Annotated in this window: 14 protein-coding genes; 5 read left to right on the top strand and 9 right to left on the bottom strand. The window is 33.7% G+C overall.

From position 1 onward, the window contains the following. The 7 genes from SAUT_RS06695 to SAUT_RS06725 all read right to left on the bottom strand — a co-directional run bounded on the left by SAUT_RS06695 (position 1) and on the right by SAUT_RS06725 (position 6,987). Complete coding sequence (locus SAUT_RS06695; RefSeq protein ID WP_013327123.1) at positions 1–591, bottom strand: TetR/AcrR family transcriptional regulator; 591 nt, start codon at positions 589–591, stop codon at positions 1–3. 156 nt (positions 592–747) lie between these two features. Continuing rightward, positions 748–1,122, bottom strand: a complete 375-nt coding sequence (locus tag SAUT_RS06700; RefSeq protein ID WP_013327124.1) for a hypothetical protein — start codon at positions 1,120–1,122, stop codon at positions 748–750. A gap of 3 nt (positions 1,123–1,125) precedes the next feature. Continuing rightward, entirely contained in the window at positions 1,126–2,688 is a 1,563-nt protein-coding gene (locus SAUT_RS11070) for a sensor domain-containing diguanylate cyclase (RefSeq protein ID WP_013327125.1), read from the bottom strand. A gap of 52 nt (positions 2,689–2,740) precedes the next feature. Next, on the bottom strand, positions 2,741–3,454 hold the full coding sequence (locus tag SAUT_RS06710; RefSeq protein WP_013327126.1) for an ABC transporter ATP-binding protein: 714 nt from the start codon (positions 3,452–3,454) through the stop codon (positions 2,741–2,743). Between the two features lies 1 nt (position 3,455). After that, positions 3,456–4,601, bottom strand: coding sequence for an ABC transporter permease (locus SAUT_RS06715; RefSeq protein WP_013327127.1), 1,146 nt, complete (start codon positions 4,599–4,601; stop codon positions 3,456–3,458). Next, entirely contained in the window at positions 4,601–5,740 is a 1,140-nt protein-coding gene (locus SAUT_RS06720) for an efflux RND transporter periplasmic adaptor subunit (protein WP_013327128.1), read from the bottom strand. The genes SAUT_RS06715 and SAUT_RS06720 overlap by 1 nt, the downstream gene beginning before the upstream one ends. Next, positions 5,740–6,987, bottom strand: coding sequence for a TolC family protein (locus tag SAUT_RS06725; RefSeq protein ID WP_013327129.1), 1,248 nt, complete (start codon positions 6,985–6,987; stop codon positions 5,740–5,742). The genes SAUT_RS06720 and SAUT_RS06725 overlap by 1 nt, the downstream gene beginning before the upstream one ends. 31 nt (positions 6,988–7,018) lie before the next feature. Between SAUT_RS06725 and SAUT_RS06730 the strand changes: the two genes are divergently transcribed. Continuing rightward, positions 7,019–8,344: an APC family permease gene (locus tag SAUT_RS06730; protein ID WP_013327130.1), complete on the top strand. Its 1,326-nt coding sequence runs from the start codon at positions 7,019–7,021 to the stop codon at positions 8,342–8,344. An 8-nt stretch (positions 8,345–8,352) separates the two neighbouring features. On the opposite strand, the gene SAUT_RS06735 is transcribed toward SAUT_RS06730, so the two are convergent. Continuing rightward, entirely contained in the window at positions 8,353–10,338 is a 1,986-nt protein-coding gene (locus SAUT_RS06735; RefSeq protein ID WP_013327131.1) for a thioredoxin domain-containing protein, read from the bottom strand. Between the two features lie 123 nt (positions 10,339–10,461). Between SAUT_RS06735 and SAUT_RS06740 the strand changes: the two genes are divergently transcribed. From SAUT_RS06740 to SAUT_RS11590, 4 genes are read left to right on the top strand one after another with little or no spacing between them, the layout of a single operon-like run. After that, positions 10,462–11,808, top strand: coding sequence for a TolC family protein (locus SAUT_RS06740; protein WP_013327132.1), 1,347 nt, complete (start codon positions 10,462–10,464; stop codon positions 11,806–11,808). Position 11,809: 1 nt separating this feature from the next. After that, positions 11,810–12,556, top strand: a complete 747-nt coding sequence (locus tag SAUT_RS06745) for an efflux RND transporter periplasmic adaptor subunit (protein ID WP_013327133.1) — start codon at positions 11,810–11,812, stop codon at positions 12,554–12,556. A 13-nt stretch (positions 12,557–12,569) separates the two neighbouring features. Then, positions 12,570–14,159 (top strand): efflux RND transporter permease subunit, encoded by a 1,590-nt coding sequence (locus SAUT_RS11585; RefSeq protein WP_013327134.1) that lies wholly within the window; start codon positions 12,570–12,572, stop codon positions 14,157–14,159. Further along, positions 14,159–15,874 carry an efflux RND transporter permease subunit gene (locus SAUT_RS11590; protein ID WP_013327135.1) on the top strand — a complete coding sequence of 572 codons (1,716 nt, stop codon included), beginning with the start codon at positions 14,159–14,161 and terminating at the stop codon, positions 15,872–15,874. The genes SAUT_RS11585 and SAUT_RS11590 overlap by 1 nt, the downstream gene beginning before the upstream one ends. Here SAUT_RS11590 and SAUT_RS06760 read toward each other — a convergent pair. Further along, positions 15,871–16,500 (bottom strand): class I SAM-dependent methyltransferase, encoded by a 630-nt coding sequence (locus tag SAUT_RS06760; protein ID WP_013327136.1) that lies wholly within the window; start codon positions 16,498–16,500, stop codon positions 15,871–15,873. The genes SAUT_RS11590 and SAUT_RS06760 overlap by 4 nt on opposite strands. Between the last annotated feature and the right edge of the window lies 1 nt (position 16,501).

The following is a 16,501-nucleotide window of genomic DNA, read 5'->3' on the forward strand; positions in this document are numbered from 1 at the left end:
TTATTTCTCCATTAAATCAAATAAAATATCTATTTGATTATTTATTTTTTGTTCTAAGTTAGCGATGGCACTTGTTGTGACACTCATAATAAAAGCACCCTGCGCAAAAGCAAATATACCCATTATAAGTTCTTTTGCTTCAGGCTTTAACTCATTATTTGCTATACCTTCTTGTATAATACTTTCCATCCATTTCTCATATAAAATATAACACTCAGTTTGAAAAGAGACCATATCATCATTGCTGCTGCTTAGAGCAATAGCAGTGAACTGTTTGTATATTTCACGCAGTTCTTCATCTTCGTCAGTATAAAAAAAGCTGAAAAAGCTTTTCACCTTTTCTCTTGTGGTTACATGTAAAGCAAGTTTTGCTTCTTTTCGTTTGTTGTGCTCTTGCATTAGAATCTCAACTAATTCAAAAACAATTTCATCTTTATTTTTAAAGTATTCATAAACTGTACCTTTGCCAATATTGGCAGCTTTTGCTATTTGAGAAATTGTTATATTATTGATTCCATCGTTTAAAATCAGCTCTTTTGTTCCAATTGCAATATCTTTTTTTTTCTGTTCTTTGTCAACTATAATTGCCAACTCTAACCTCCATAATGACCGACTATCGTTCAATTATTATAGTGATTTTAGGATTAATGTTTGATTAAAGCTTTTGCTTTGCTAAAAACTGTTGAATTGATTTTTAAAGATTCGGCAGAGCATCATCGTCTATATATAAATTCATTGAACGTTTACTCAATTCAGAGCCATATAAACTAAAGGCGGATAAATAAGCAGTCCTATATATGGCATATATTTGTCGAGTTGTGTTGATAAGGCAATTTTTAATTCATCAGAAATTTTTTTATCTATAAAAATTTGTTTGATAAAATACAATTTTGTAAAAATATCCGCTGCTTTGAGAAGAAACAAGACAAGAGCATATATATTATAATCACTCAGTATCATAAGCCAAATAGCAAAATAGAGTGTTGGATGCATAATCAAAAACAAAAAAATGCTTTTATTATAATATGTATACATTCTTGAGAGCATATCCATAAGTGTCGGTGCGCTTTGCCACTGCACTTCATATATTTCTAATAAAATATAAAAAAACACTAATATCATAAATTATACTTCATAAATTGTTACTTGATTTTTCCCATTTTGTTTCGATGTATACAGTGCTTCATCCGCCACTTTTATAAATTTTTCTAAAGAACTCATCATGCCATAAGCTATACCGAAAGAGACTGTATAGCCTATAGTCATATCACCACTTGTAATTCTATTATTTTCAAAATCTTTTCTTATCTTTTCAAAAAGTTTTTCTACATCCTCTTTAGAAATATCATCAAGTAAAGCACAAAATTCTTCACCGCCAAAGCGTGCAAACAAGTCATATTTGCGAAGATTTCTCTCTAATACTTTTCTAACTTCAATAATAGCCAAATCTCCAATGTCATGGCCATAAGTGTCATTAATAGCCTTAAAATTATCAATATCTATCATAATCACTGCCAACTTAGTGTTTTTACGCTTAGCCCGAGAGAAAAGTGCCCTGGCAACTTCAAAAAAGTATCTTCTGTTATATGCACCGGTCATATAATCTTTTACCGTTTGCAGTTTTAATTTCTCATTTGTATTTTTTGATTTTTGATATAAACAGATTAAATAAAAACTCAGCAACATAAGCATAAAAACAGGGAAAGTATATATGAGAGATTTCAACCATATGGTATATGCACTGGCGATATAAATAAATCTAAACTGTGAATCAGGCAGCGTTTTTACAAAAATATACTTGGAATCTGTATACTGTACAGAATCCAAAGTCTCTTGTATGTTTAATATTGATGGAGCAACAAAATTATTTATTTTATATATTTTGCTTCGATTAAAATCTCTAATCATATTGTGACTGGCCACAATTTGGTTTTTTTCATTATAAATAGCAATTTGATTATCAAAATAATCTAGACGTGACAATGCATTATCAAAATTGTTGAGTGTTATATCTACATCAAGAGTCCCCATAAACTTATTATGGTAATACAAAGGCTTGCCAACTGTCACCATAAGTCCTTTCCCTATCGCATCCATATATAAAGGTGTAAAAAACAATTTCTTTTGAGGGTTAACTTTAGGGGTTGCATAGTGGTAAAAAGGCTTCTTTTCCAATGCAGGCGTAAAGTTAAAATCTTTAGATGATATATAGGGATAAAGTACCGTAAAATGATTTTTTGAATAGTAATAAACCCAGGCAAAATTTTTATTTTGAATATAAATCAGTTTTAAAAATGGAGCAAGTCGCAATGCTGCTTCCATTTCTTGTAATGTCTTTTTTTCTGACAGTGTTGTTTTTCCAAATCCCAATAAATTTATTTCTTTATTTAAAATGGCAGTTACCGGTTCATAGCTGTCTAATGCATAACTTCCATTCTCATTAATGTATTTAATATTTAATGCTTTGTGTAGTTTTATTTTTTCTTTATTGTTAAAAATATGCAGTGCCGCTAAATGAAGATACTCTACGGCCTTTATACTGTTATGCAATTTATTCTCAAGATTCGAGGCTATATCATTTGCATTCCTGAAAATATCTTTCATCTGCATTCTATTAAATTCTAAAAAAAATATCATATTTAACAAAAGAGTAATAAATATCGCAATTATGAGTTTTTTATTGTCCATACTTTTCCACTTGTTTCTTATTTACATAAGTATATCGAATCTTTTTGTGATATCAAAATATTATGTTCCCTTGTAGATTTTTAGAAGAAACAACTTTTTTATCTTCTATTTTTAAAATTCTGTCGCAAAGCGGCAACATAGCTTCATCATGTGTTACCATAATTACTGCCACATTTTGCTCTATAGCTATTTTTTTGAGCATCTTTACAACATCCACAGAACGCTTCGAATCGAGTGCCGCAGTCGGTTCATCAGCTAATACTATTTGTGGTTTATTTGCCAAAGCTCTTGCAATAGCGGCTCTTTGATTTTGCCCGCCTGAAAGTTCTGATAGCATTGTATAAGCTTTATCTTCTATTTCAAAATATTTTAAAAGCTCAAAAGCAATTTTTTCACTCTCTTCTTTTGAAACACCGTTTGCTTGAGGTACCAATGTAATATTTTCCATAATATTTAAAAAAGGAATGAGATAATGCTCTTGAAATATAAAACCTATTTTTTCCCGTCTGATTTTTCTGGTTTCTTTAGTCAGCCATTTATTATCATATACTTTTTCACTCCCGAGCCATATTGCACCGCTTGTCGGTTCCTCCACGCAGCCTATCATCATTAAAAGTGTTGTTTTTCCGGCTCCGCTGGGAGCAACCAAAGCTACAAGTTCACCTTTATCCACACTAAAAGATGCTCCTTCTAAAACTCTCACAAGAGAATCACCTTTTCCAAAATTTTTTACTAAATTTTTTACTTTTATTGCTTGCTTATTCATATCAACCGCCTATCGCTTCTGACGGGTCTGCGGCAATTACTTTTTTGACACCCACCAATGAAGCTAAAATAGATGCAAAAATAACAACAATAAAAAGCAAACCGGCGTCCGGAATTTCCAATACAACTCTTTTTGGAAATTTTGCATAAATAAGATGTGCAAAAATATTCCCTGATATAAAAGCTAAAACACCCATTATAATTGTCTCTTGCACTATCATTTTAATAATCATACTATTTGGTATACCGATAAGTTTCATAATCGCTATCTCTTTCATCTTTTCAAGCGTCATAGTGTAGATAATAAGCGCAATAATAATGGTTGAAACAATAACAAGTATAACCGTAAACATTCCAATTTGTTTTGAAGCCATTTTTATCAGGTTTTGAGTAAGTATAGTTTTTTCTTCATCTTTTGTATATACACTGTTATGTTTAAATTTTCTTATATTTTGGGCTATTTTATCTGTATTATAACCACTCTTTTTTGTTGCAATAACTGCATTGACTATATGAGAATTTAGAATGTTTATGCCTCTGGCTCTGTCATTTCTAATTCTTTCATTTGAGTACAAAAACTGCAGTTCCTGTGCATCTTTTAAGCTTATATATACCAAAGGGTCTCCGCCTGAGGAGACTGTTCCGTGTGTTATACCCACAACCGTGTAATCATCTCGTCCAAGATGAATAATGTCATGGAGTTTAAAGCCTGTTTTATCGCCTACAACCATTTCATAATGACTTTTATTAATTCCTCTGCCTTGTATAATTCTCTCTGGATTTATAGGATTTATGTCTCCAAACGGATCAAATCCGACTGCAAAAACACGAATGGCTCCCTCTTTGGAAGGAAGCTGCAGATTTTGAAAAGTAATCCCTTCAGATTTGTCTATACCTTCAATAATCCTGATAGTATCTTTTAAATCTTCATGCACTCTCGATGATTCGGCAAAGGGCCCTAAAGTATTTTCCTGAACAATCCAAAAATCAACATCCAAATCATTGAGCAGTACCTGTGCATCTATCATCATACCGCGATAAACACCCATCATTATAAGGACAATGCCAAGAAGCATACCCACGCCCATAGCAGTTACTATAAATTTTCCAAAAGTATGAACTATCTCTTTTTGTGCTAAATTTATCATTAGTAAATTCTCATGCCCTCGCTCAAAGATTTTTTATTTTTATCCGGCATTAAAAGTTTAGTGTTTTCATCCAAATTTTCAACAGCTGCCTGTTTATCTGTGAGGGCGATAATCTTTACATGTAAGAAGTGTGCATGTCTATTTTGTTCTACCCAGACACCGGCTTTTTCACCTTGATATACAATCAAGTCAGCAGGTATTTTCAAAACATTTTTAAACCGCTCAGTCATGATTAAAACTTCCGCCTGTTCATTCATATAAAAAGGAATCGGCGACTTATCAAAACTGACATCAACTTCTCTTTCTTGTGTCACAGCGTCACTTTGCGCTACAATACGGCTTACATGTCCGCTTAATTTCTTGTTGCTTTGAGAACGCAGCGTAATTACTGCACGCTGCCCTACTTTTACATCACCGCTTATTTTTTCATCTATATAGGCTTTAATCCATACCGTTTTAGGGTCAACTACTTTAAGTATAGGCTGTGTCCCTGCAACACTCTGCGCCACCTCAGCATCTTTAGAAATGACATACCCGTCAACCGGAGCATAAATTTTATAACGTGAAAGCTTGACGCTCAAAGCTTCTAAAGATTTTTGCAAACGAACAACCTCTGTTTTTGATGAGTCTATATGCGCTTGTATTGCTTTTATATTTGCTCGTATAGTGTCTAAATCTGCTTTTGCCTTGTCGTACTCTGATTGTGAAACAAAAGCTTTTTCTTTTAACTTTTTATATCTATCATACGTCAGCTTGGCTAAGACCTTTTGTGCAAACAGAGAATCCAGCTCTTTTTGTGTCGCCTGCAATTCAGAATCTGCTTTGTATACCGACATTTTTGCTTCTTCTATGAGCTGAGGCAAATCAACAGCATCTATAACAGCAAGTAAATCTCCTTTTTTTACCCATTTTCCCTCATCTGTTGTTATCTGTAGTATTTTTCCGCCTGTTTGTGCGTTTATAGTATAAATATTTTTTGCCCCTACTTCACCTATGCCGAAGACCTCTTTGTTTAAATCACCCTTACTCAGTTGCATAGTTTCAAATGTATGTTTGGGTATATAAACTTTATTATAAAAAACAAATCCCAGTGCAGCTATTACAACTATAAAAATTGTATATTTAACTATTTTACTCATTATATTTTTCCTTTTAAATACTCAATTCTATCTATACTCAATGTTTTTTCATAATATGCTTCAAGCAAACCTAGTTGTGCATCCAGTACCAAACTACTTGCATCCAAAACTTCTATATAAGTAGAAAGTCCCTCTTTGTATCTGCCCTCAAGCACTCTTTGTGTACTTTTTGCCGCATCTAGTTGTGCTTTTTTTGCGGCTATTGTCTCATCATACCTGCGTATGTCCAAAACAAGATTACTAATTTCTTCTTTAAGTGCCAACTCTTTAGAAGATTTTTGTTGCTTTGCTATTTGCGTCCCGAGTTCTGCATTTTGTTCTTCTGAAGATATTCGTCCTCCACTGTATAAAGGAATATTCAGTACAACACCGACAAGCTGCGAATCATACAGGCTTAAAGAGCCTACACGATTATAAGAAGCAAGTAAATCAAGCGAGCCGTAATGTGAAGCTTTGGCAGATTTGTGCAGCAGTACATTTTTTTGTATGGTTTCATTATAAATTTTTAACTCATTATTTGTACTTAGAACCTCTTTTGCGGTATTTTTATCAAAGTTAAAATCTTTTTTTATAACATCTCTTTGCAAATCTACATCATCGGAAATTTTTTCTCCCATATATAAAGACAAAGAATTTTTAGCTTTTTCATAGGAAGCCTTGGCAATGGCTAAATTATCTTTTGCCGAATAAACAGCTGATAAAAAACGGCTTGTATCCGCTTGGGTTTTAAGTCCCTGTTTAAAAAGTGCTTTTGCCTGGGCATAATATACCTCTTTTACATGTAAGTCTGCTTCTCTTACCTTAATTGCCTCACTTTGGACAACCATAAGCTCATACAAAGATTTTACTTTTGACGCGAGCAGTACTTTTAAATCTTTTAATGAAAGTTTTGATATATCTTCATCTCTTTTACTTGCGTCTATTTGAAAACTTGTTTTGGAAAAATCCCAGATTTTTTGTTTGAGACTCGCTCCTATATTCCAGCCTGTATCATTAATGGTATGAAATTTTCCGTTTACGGGAAGTGCATAGGTCTGTGTAGGATTATACTCAGCAGATAAGTTCACCTGAGGCAGGTAATCTGCACGTGCAGATTTGTAGCCCATATGAGATTGCTGTGTTTTAAGCGTAAAAATTTTAACATCAGGGTGACTCTGCAGTGTTTTTTCTATACTCTGCTGCAGTGTCAGTGTTTGCGCATTCAAAGCGAATGAAAGTAGTAAATTAAGACATAATATTTTTTTCATGTACAAATTATACTCCTTTCATGTTAGCGCAATGTTAAAACTGTATAATAAAATTATGAAAAATCTTGGTTTTAAAGAGCTGCTGGCAATTGCTGTTGGGGGAATGGTCGGCGGTGGTATATTTACAATTTTAGGTATATCCGTCGCTATGGTGGGAGCACTTGCTCCCTTTGCCATTGCTCTAGGTGGATTTGTAGCTTGGGCAGCAGCATACTCTTATGTAAAAATGGGAGTATACTACAAAGATGAAGGAGCAACATATGCTTTTTTTAAAAGAACATATCCCTCCTCACATTTAGCGGCCTCTTTTATTGGCTGGTATACAATATTCGGTTACATCAGTACCTTGGCTCTTTATGCATATACCTTTTCCTCCTATATTATCAGTGGATTTGATTTTGCCCATAATGATGTCATACGAAAAATAGTCGCGATTGGTGTCATAGTCTTGTTTGCTCTCATCAATTTATGGAGCGTTAAAGGGATGGGACGTATAGAAGATTTGATGGTTTATGTAAAATTAATTATTTTAGCACTCATTTCCATTTTATTGATATATTATGCAAAAATTGATTTTCATACTTTTGCATCAATGGTACAGAGTGACTTTCACTCAACCCCTCTCATGAGTATTTTAATCGTCTCTTCAATTACATTTGTAGCATATGAAGGATTTCAGCTTGTTATTAATGCAGTCAATGAGATGGAAAATCCTGATAAAAACATTCCAAGAGCAATTTACAGTGCTATCATTTTAGTAGCCAGTATATACTTCATCATTGCTCTGGGTGCTGTTTTGGCAATTCCGGCAGCTGACCTTATACATAACAAAGAGTCGGCACTGGCCTCCGGAGTTGGCGAGATAATGGGGAATATCGGACAAAATTTTGTCATATTTGGTGCTGTATTAGCAACAAGCAGCGCAATAAACGGAACACTTTTTGGTGCTTCGAGACAAATGGCAAGAATTTCTGATGATGGATATTTACCTCCAATCATATCACACAGACAAAACAATATTCCGACAACTGCCATTATTGCTATGACCGGCACAGCAAGTTTACTTATTGCTGTTGGTGGTCTTAGACTTATACTCGAGTTTGGAAGTATCACTTTTTTACTGGTATCATTCCTGATGTCCATAGCAAACTTCAAGATTAGAAATGCTACAAAGAGTTCTTATATCATCACGATAAGTTCAATTGTTACCCTTTTTATAGGAACATTGCTGATTCTTTATTATGAGTATAAAACAAATGCAGAACAACTACTTTTTATTGGAGTGCTCTATATAGCCTTGAGTGTTGGAGCATTTGGATATGCCAACTTGCATAGAAGATTTCGAATTTTTAAATAACTTCAAACTTAATTATATTGTTTTCTCATATCTGTATCTATAAAATTTATTACTTTTTGAATTGATATATCTTCTATAAAACATTGTCTTATAGTGCATACAAGATAATTTTCATACGCAACAGCTTTACTTAAAAGATATGGATATTTGATTTGTAAAATTCTTTGTTGATTATTTATCAAATTCTTTTTAGAACTTTTAAGCGTTACTACACCCAACTCCTGCATTAAGTAGGCTTTTGCCAATGCCGGTGCGTTTGCCTGCTTTACTGCAAGTTCTGGTTTGATATTCTCTATAGTTTTTCTGGCAAATTTTTCATACACAAAAGAAGCCTTGAGTGCTGCTAATTTCAGTATATTCTGCAGTATTTTTGAGAGTGGAGAAGTATAATATTTATCATTAAATCCCGCCTTTACATGTAACCCATCATTTGAAAGGTACCAAACACCATTTTTATAAAATTTACTCTTTGCAAGGTTGAGCAAATACTCCGCAAAATCAAGCTTTTGTATATCATAATCAACCTCATATCCTGCAATCAAAGCAGATATGAAAAAACTGTAATCTTCCAACAATCCTTTTTGTTTGGGTTTTATACCCAGTAGAGTTTGATGATAGAGTTCCCCTTGTCTAAACATCAAATTTTTCAAAGCTTGTAAGTTTTTATCTGCTGTTTTTGCATATCTTTTATCAATCACAGAAGCTTTGTAGAGTGCTTCTATCATCATAGCATTCCATGCCGTGTTTATCTTTTTATCTATAAATGGATACTCTTTTTTTTGTCTGATTTTTTCTAAATTATTTTTAAAAGCCTCAAAGCCGCGTGGTCTGTCATCATTATAGAAGTTTACATGTACTTTGTCTTCAAAATTACCCTCTATGCCTAATCCCATGGCATCTTCTATCTCTGCGGCATATGGATTATTTTTTAAAGCTTGTTTTACTTCTTGCGTCGTAAATGTAAAAAACTCACCCTCTTTTCCTTGGCTGTCTGCATTACTCGCGCTCCAGTACAAATTATTTTTTAAAAATCTTTTTTGAGTCATGAGTATAGTCTCTTGCACCACACTTTTATAGAGTTTTTTATGACGCAGTGTGTAACCTCTTAGATATAAAGGAATAAGTTCAGCCTGATTGTAAAGCATTTTTTCAAAATGTGGAATTTCCCAGTTTACATCCACACTGTACCTGAAAAAACCTCCGCCTATATGGTCATATAAACCGCGAAGTGCCATAATATCAAGCATTTCAAAAGACTGTTTTTGCAGTTTTTTATCTTGCGTTATAGCCGCCAAATCCATCATCAAAGAGAGTTTTGAAGCTTCGGGAAACTTTTTTCCTGTTCCAAATCCGATATAAATATCATCAAATGATTTTTTGAGAGATTTTTTGAGTGTACTAAGTGAAACATTTTCATCTCCAGGGTTTGAAATTTTTACTGCAGAGGTAACATCTTTTTGGATTTCGTCTATTTTTTCTTTAAGTGCTTTTTTATTTTTATACAATTTTGACAGTCTTATTATCAAGTTTGAAAAACCTTCAGAATAAAACTCTTTTTGTGGAGGAATATACCCTGTTATATAAAAAACTTCTCTTTGCGGTGTCATAAAAACACTTAAAGGCCAACCGCCCGTTCGTTTGTTTACATGGTAATAGATGTTTTGATACAGTGCATCAATATGAGGCATCTCTTCACGGTCTACTTTGATTGATATAAAGTTGTCATTTAAAAGCTTTGCAATTTTTTTATTTTCAAAAGACTCTTTCGCCATCACATGACACCAGTGACAGGTTGAGTAGCCGATAGACAAGAAAATCGGCTTATGCTCTTTTTTTACCTTTAAAAGTGTTTTTTCATTCCATACATACCAACGCACAGGATTATTCTCATGCTGTTTTAAATATGGCGATGTCTCGTACTGCAAAGCATTTTTAATGTTATTTGCATACAGCAGTGTTGTAAAAATCATATAAAATAAAAATAAAAGTTTCATAACACATTGTACACCAAAAAGTGTAAAAAATCGTAAATGTGATTTTTATGTGATATATGAAAATAAAATATATGTTATAATTTAAAGTTAAAATTATTATAATTATAAAAAGGATAATGAAAAATGAAAAAAATAGTGGGTATTTTTGCGTTTTCCTTGCTGTTACATGCATCTACGTCAACAACCAATACACTGACGTTAGATCAAGCATTACAGCTTTTAAAAACAAAAAACTTGGAAATTAAGGCAGCAAAATTTGATGAGCTGTCTGCAAAAGAGGATATTGACGCGATATCGGGTAAAAACTGGGGAAAATTAACTTTTACTCAAGACATTGCACGTTCAAATGACGCGGGAAATGTATTTGGTTTTAAACTTGCTTCAAGAGAAGCCGTTTTTAGAGACTTCGGATTTGCACAATTTGGGTCAATAAATATTGACACACCGCCGGATGATTTAAATTATCCTGGCTATAAAAGCTTTTTCCAAAGCAAACTAAAATATGAAGTGCCTCTTTTTACAGGTTTTATGCTCAGCTCTTATACTGACATTATGAAAAAAATGCAAGAGATGAAATCTTTAGATAAAAGTAAAATAAAAACGCAAAAAGAATATGAACTCAAAAAAAGTTTTTATGATATGGCTCTGCTTGATTCTTCCATAAAAAATCTCAACAGGATTTTAGACAATATAAATATATTGGAAAACACTACAAAAACAATGATAGACGTCGGCTATGCAAAAAAAGTCGATTTACTCGAAGTTAAAGCTAAAAAAGGAAACGTTGAAAGACTTTTGGTGCAGATGAACTCCAATAAAAAACTGTTGTATCACTATATCAGTTTTTTACTCAACCAAAAAGTAGACCATATTCAGACACCTGCTGCAGAAGTTGCTATGCCCGGTATGAGTGATGAAGAGATTTTAGATCATAATGTTGACTTAAAAAAAGCTGCAACAGGACTTAAAATCACAAAAGATATGCTTAGTGCGAGTCAGGCTGCCTATTATCCTACTCTTGGGGCTTTTGGCGAAATGAGCACCGCAGATGATACCTTTTTGGGTGATGCAGACAAACACAAAGCATACACAATAGGTGCAAGACTGAGCTGGAATCTTTTTGACGGCGGCATAGATGCGGCAAAAATCGAAAAATCAAAAATACAAAAACTGAAAATGCGTTCGCAGGTTGAACTTGCAAAAAAAGGGATTCTTTTAAAAATTGCAAAAATAAGAACAGAAATAGAAGGTGTTGATGTTGAAATTGCATCACTCAAAAAAGAACTGGACTTGGCAAATGCTATTTATGAAAACTATGAAGGCAGATACAAAGAAAAACTTGTTTCTATGAGTGATGTCATCATAAAACAGTCTGCACAAATAGAAAAAATACTGCAACTACAAATAGCGCAAAACAAAAGAACAGAAAAAATACTTGCATTAGAAAAATTAGCAAACGGAGAAAACTAAAATGAAAAAACTACTACTGATACTGGCACTGGGGGCTTCACTTATGGCTGAGACTTTAACACTCTCAGGAAGTGTTATTTCAGACAATCAAAAGATGATAACAAGCCGTTTTATGGGTTTTGTTACAAATGTGAACACAAGTGAAGGTGAAAAGGTCAAAAAGGGACAGGTTCTTTACAGTATTGATTCTAGAGAAATTGATTCGGCAAAACGTCAGGCGGAACTTTCGCTGCAAATGTATGAGAACCAGTATACAAACGTCAGACTTAATCTTGAACGTTACAAAAGACTACTTCAAAAAGATATGGTTTCAAAGTATGAAGTAGAAAATCTCGAACTTGCGGCAAAAAATCTACAAGATATGATAAATATAGCCAAAGCAAGACTCCAAGAAGTAGAAAATCAATATAAATACTTACATGTAAAGGCTCCAAACAACGGCGTTGTTGTTGCCAAAAACATCAAAGTCGGTGAGATGGCAATGCCAGGCATGCCTGCCATTGTACTTTCAGACTTAAGTGATTTGAAAATTTCGGCAGAGATTGCAGAAAGTAATTTAAATCTTATCCATCATGGAAAAAAAGTAAAAGTGGAAATCCCTTCTATCGGAGTCAAAACCATTGGAACAATAACGGCAATTATTCCAAATTCAAATCCTATGACACATACTTTTAAAATAAAAGTATCATTTAAGACACTGAACAAATCAGTCTACCCTGGTATGTATGCCACTGTAACTATTAACTAAAAGGGGAAACAATATGAATCATCATAAACCGTATAATCCCAAGGATATTGCCGGAAAACTGGCAAAATCATTTATTAAAAACCCTCTTACTTTAGTTTTAGGAATTTCTTTACTGGCAATCGGATACTTGGCACTTATAATTATGCCACGTGAAGAAAACCCACAGATGGTTGTCAGTGGATCTACCGTAATAGTTGCTTTGCCTGGGGCCAGTGCAAAAGAGGTAGAAAAAATAATAGTACAGCCTTTGGAGCGAAAACTTAAAGAGATTAAAGGGGTTGAGCATATTTACGGCTCTGCTATGGACAATGTCGGTGTTGTCAATGCAGCCTTTTATATAGGTGAAGAAAAAGAAGATTCAAACCTAAAAATATATGACAAAATAATGCAAAACGCCGATATGTTTCCAAAAGGTGCTATGAAGCCGATTATCAAACCTTTGGATATTGATATTGATATTCCTATTGTAACTGTTGCTTTTTATTCTAATGACAGACAAATGAGCCAGACAGAGCTTTATGATAAAGTGAAAAAAATCCAGCATCACATCAATGGTTTAAATAATGTTGCAGTTACGGCACTTAAAGGCGGACATAAACACCAGTTCAATATAGAAGTAGACTTAAACAAACTCTCCGGATACAACCTCTCTATGGGACAAATCACTCAAGCTGTTCAAGCCGTTTCTTATAATGTTCCCGCAATTAAGAACAAAACAAAAAAGAATAAAATTGTTATGCTTGGTGTAAAAAATGCCATAGAAGATGCAAAAGATGTCGGTGATATTATCGTAGCGCAATATATGGGCTCGCCAATATATTTAAGACAAGTTGCAAAAGTAACAAACTCTTATGATATTCAAAACTTCAAATCAGCACTAATCAGTAAAAAAGAAAAAGAGGGTAAATTTATGCCCTTTGAAAATCAAGTCACACTTACAGTATCAAAACTCCAAGGCACAAATGCCGTCATAATTGCAGATGAAGTAAAAGAAGAACTGCAAAATTACAAAAAAGAGTTAGATAAAATCGGTGTCAATTATGTTATTACGAGAAATGACGGAGAAAGAGCTGATGACGCGGTAAATGAACTTGTTATGCACTTGGTTCTATCCATTGTAATTATCGCTATTCTTCTTATATTTGTTCTTGGATGGAGAGAATCACTCATTGTAACATTTACTGTGCCTGCTATTTTGGCAATTACACTTTTTGTAGCCTATTTAAGTGGTCAAACTATCAACAGAATTACGCTCTTTGCATTTTTACTTGCTTTAGGACTCTTGGTTGATGCTGCCATTATTGTTATAGAAAATATTCACAGACATTATCATTCTGTGGAATCTGCACATGAAAGCAATGATGAACTTATGGTCAAAGCGACAGATGAAATCGGAGCACCGACAAATATTGCAACACTTGCCATCATTATGACAATGGTACCTATGGCTTTTGTCGGCGGTATGATGGGACAATTTATGAAGCCAATTCCTGAGAATGTTCCCGTAGCACTCATTGCTTCACTCTTTGTAGCATATATTTTCACCCCATACCTTGCGGTGAGAATTTTAAAAAGACCAAAACATGAAAAAGGAGAGCATTAATGTTTAAAAAATTTGAAAAATTAGTACTTAACGGTATACAAAGCTCTGCTCAAAGAAAATTTATACTTATCTCGACATTAATAGCTTTCATCATCTCGGTTTTAATGATATCGCCTACAGAAATTGTAAAAGCTAAAATGCTACCGGGAAAAAATAATGATACTTTTAATATCTATGTAAAACTTCCAACTGGTAGTTCTATTCAGCAGACAAAAGAAGTTACAGACTGTGTAAGCAGTTATGTTATACAAGAAAAAGAAGTGCTTGATACCGAAGTATTTTTAGGTATGGGTTCACCTCTTGATTTTGCCGGACTCATTAAAGGAAGTCAATTTAAGAACTCAGAAAATGTTGCAGAAATTGTACTCAATATTACAAAAAAACATGAAAGAGAAGAACCGTCATATATGATGGTACAACGCCTGCGTCCTCTCATACAGGGAAATTGTGAAAAACTCTATCCAAATACGCATATATCTTTTGTAGAACCACCTGCAGGTCCTCCGACACTCTCAGCTATTGTTGCTGAAATCTACGGTGATAATGCACCCGGAATTAGAAAATTAGCTGCTCGTGTTGAAGATGTCTTCAAGCATACAAACGGTCTGGTTGACATTGATATAATGCAAGATGATATGTATGATACTTTTGAAATTATAGTTAACAGTACAAAAATTGCCAAATCAGGACTTAATGTCAAACAGCTTAACAATATTTTATATCTTGCTTTTGAAGGTATGGACATATCTGTCAAAAATTCAGATAAATACAGCGACCAGATTCCTCTCTTTTTAAGATTGTCGGATGAATCAAAAAGATTTAGTAAAAAAGATTTAGATTCTGTTAAATCAAAACTGACTTCACTAAAGTTGATGAATAAAAAGGGAATGATGGTTCCGGTAACTGAACTTGTAACAGTTATTCCTAAGAAATCAAACCCGATGATTATGAGCAAAGATTTACATCAAATGACAAATGTTCTGGCTGAAACAGATATGGTTTCTCAGGTTTATCCTCTGCTTGATGCAAGAAATACCATCATAAATACATTCAGTGATGAATACAAAGTCGAAAAGACAGGTTTGTTTAATCTTATGCTAACAGATAAAAAAACAGATAAAGTTTATAAACTTATCTGGGACGGAGAGATGAAAGTCACTATGGATACTTTTAGAGATTTGGGCGGTGCATTTATTGCTGCGCTAATCCTTATATTTTTACTGATGGTTATTTACTATAAAAGTTATACTCTCAGCGGTATCATTCTTTTAGGCTCATTTTTATCTATTGTAGGTGTCATTTTCGGTCACTGGATAATGGACATTTTCACAACGGATACATTCTTTTTAACAGCAACATCACTGATTGGTTTTATTGCCCTTATAGGAATCAGTTCACGAAACTCTCTTTTGCTGATTGATTTTACAAAATCTCTTATGAGTGAAAAAGGAATGCACAAAGCTGAAGCTATCGCATATGCAAGTGCTACACGTGCAAAACCAATTTTCCTCACAGCAGTAGCTATTATGCTGGCATCAACACTGCTTGCAAGTGATGCAGTTTTTGGCGGTCTTGGGGTTGCCTTGATTTTTGGTACTATAGCAGCCGTCGTGGCTTCACTTATTGTAGTACCGGTACTTCTTTACATGTCAGATTTGGAAGATCACTTTCATTTTCATGAGAAAAAAGCCGTATCGGTTGAAGACCCTGTCTAGTTAGAGAGGGTTATCAGCCTTTTTTCAATCAAGAGGTTTGAAAATTCAAACCTCTGTTGTATCCACTCAAATGTTTTTTTCGTATAGAAAAAGACATGAGTCGGATCGTTTTTATAATACCATGAAGAAAACTCTATCCTCTCATCATATATATCTGTCATTAAAAATAATTTTGCATCTTTTTTAAGCAAAGACTTTAAGAGTTCAAATTCTTTTGCAGGATGGTAAAAATGCTCTATCACCTCACAAGAAGCTATATAATCATATTTTTTTTCTAAAAGTTCTTTCTCAGGATGAAAATAGGGATCATAAGCACTTATGTCATAGCCTTTTTCCTGCATTACTTTTGTAATAATACGAGAAGTTCCCGCACCAAAGTCCAATCCTTCATCCTCTTTAGTAAAACTTCTTTCAATATTTGAAGTTATGGGAGAAACAAACTTTCTATATCCTGCATCATCAGCATTATCATCATGCAGTTCATAACGCTCTTTTTCACTTTTTTCATCAGGGAGCTGTGCTTCATCTACAAATATGCCATGACAGACCTTACATGTAAAGTAACTCTGGCTCTCTTTATAAAAAAAACTTGCACTGTTTTGACATAGGGGGCATTTTTTTATCATA

Source organism: Sulfurimonas autotrophica DSM 16294 (assembly GCF_000147355.1).
Taxonomy (GTDB): domain Bacteria; phylum Campylobacterota; class Campylobacteria; order Campylobacterales; family Sulfurimonadaceae; genus Sulfurimonas; species Sulfurimonas autotrophica.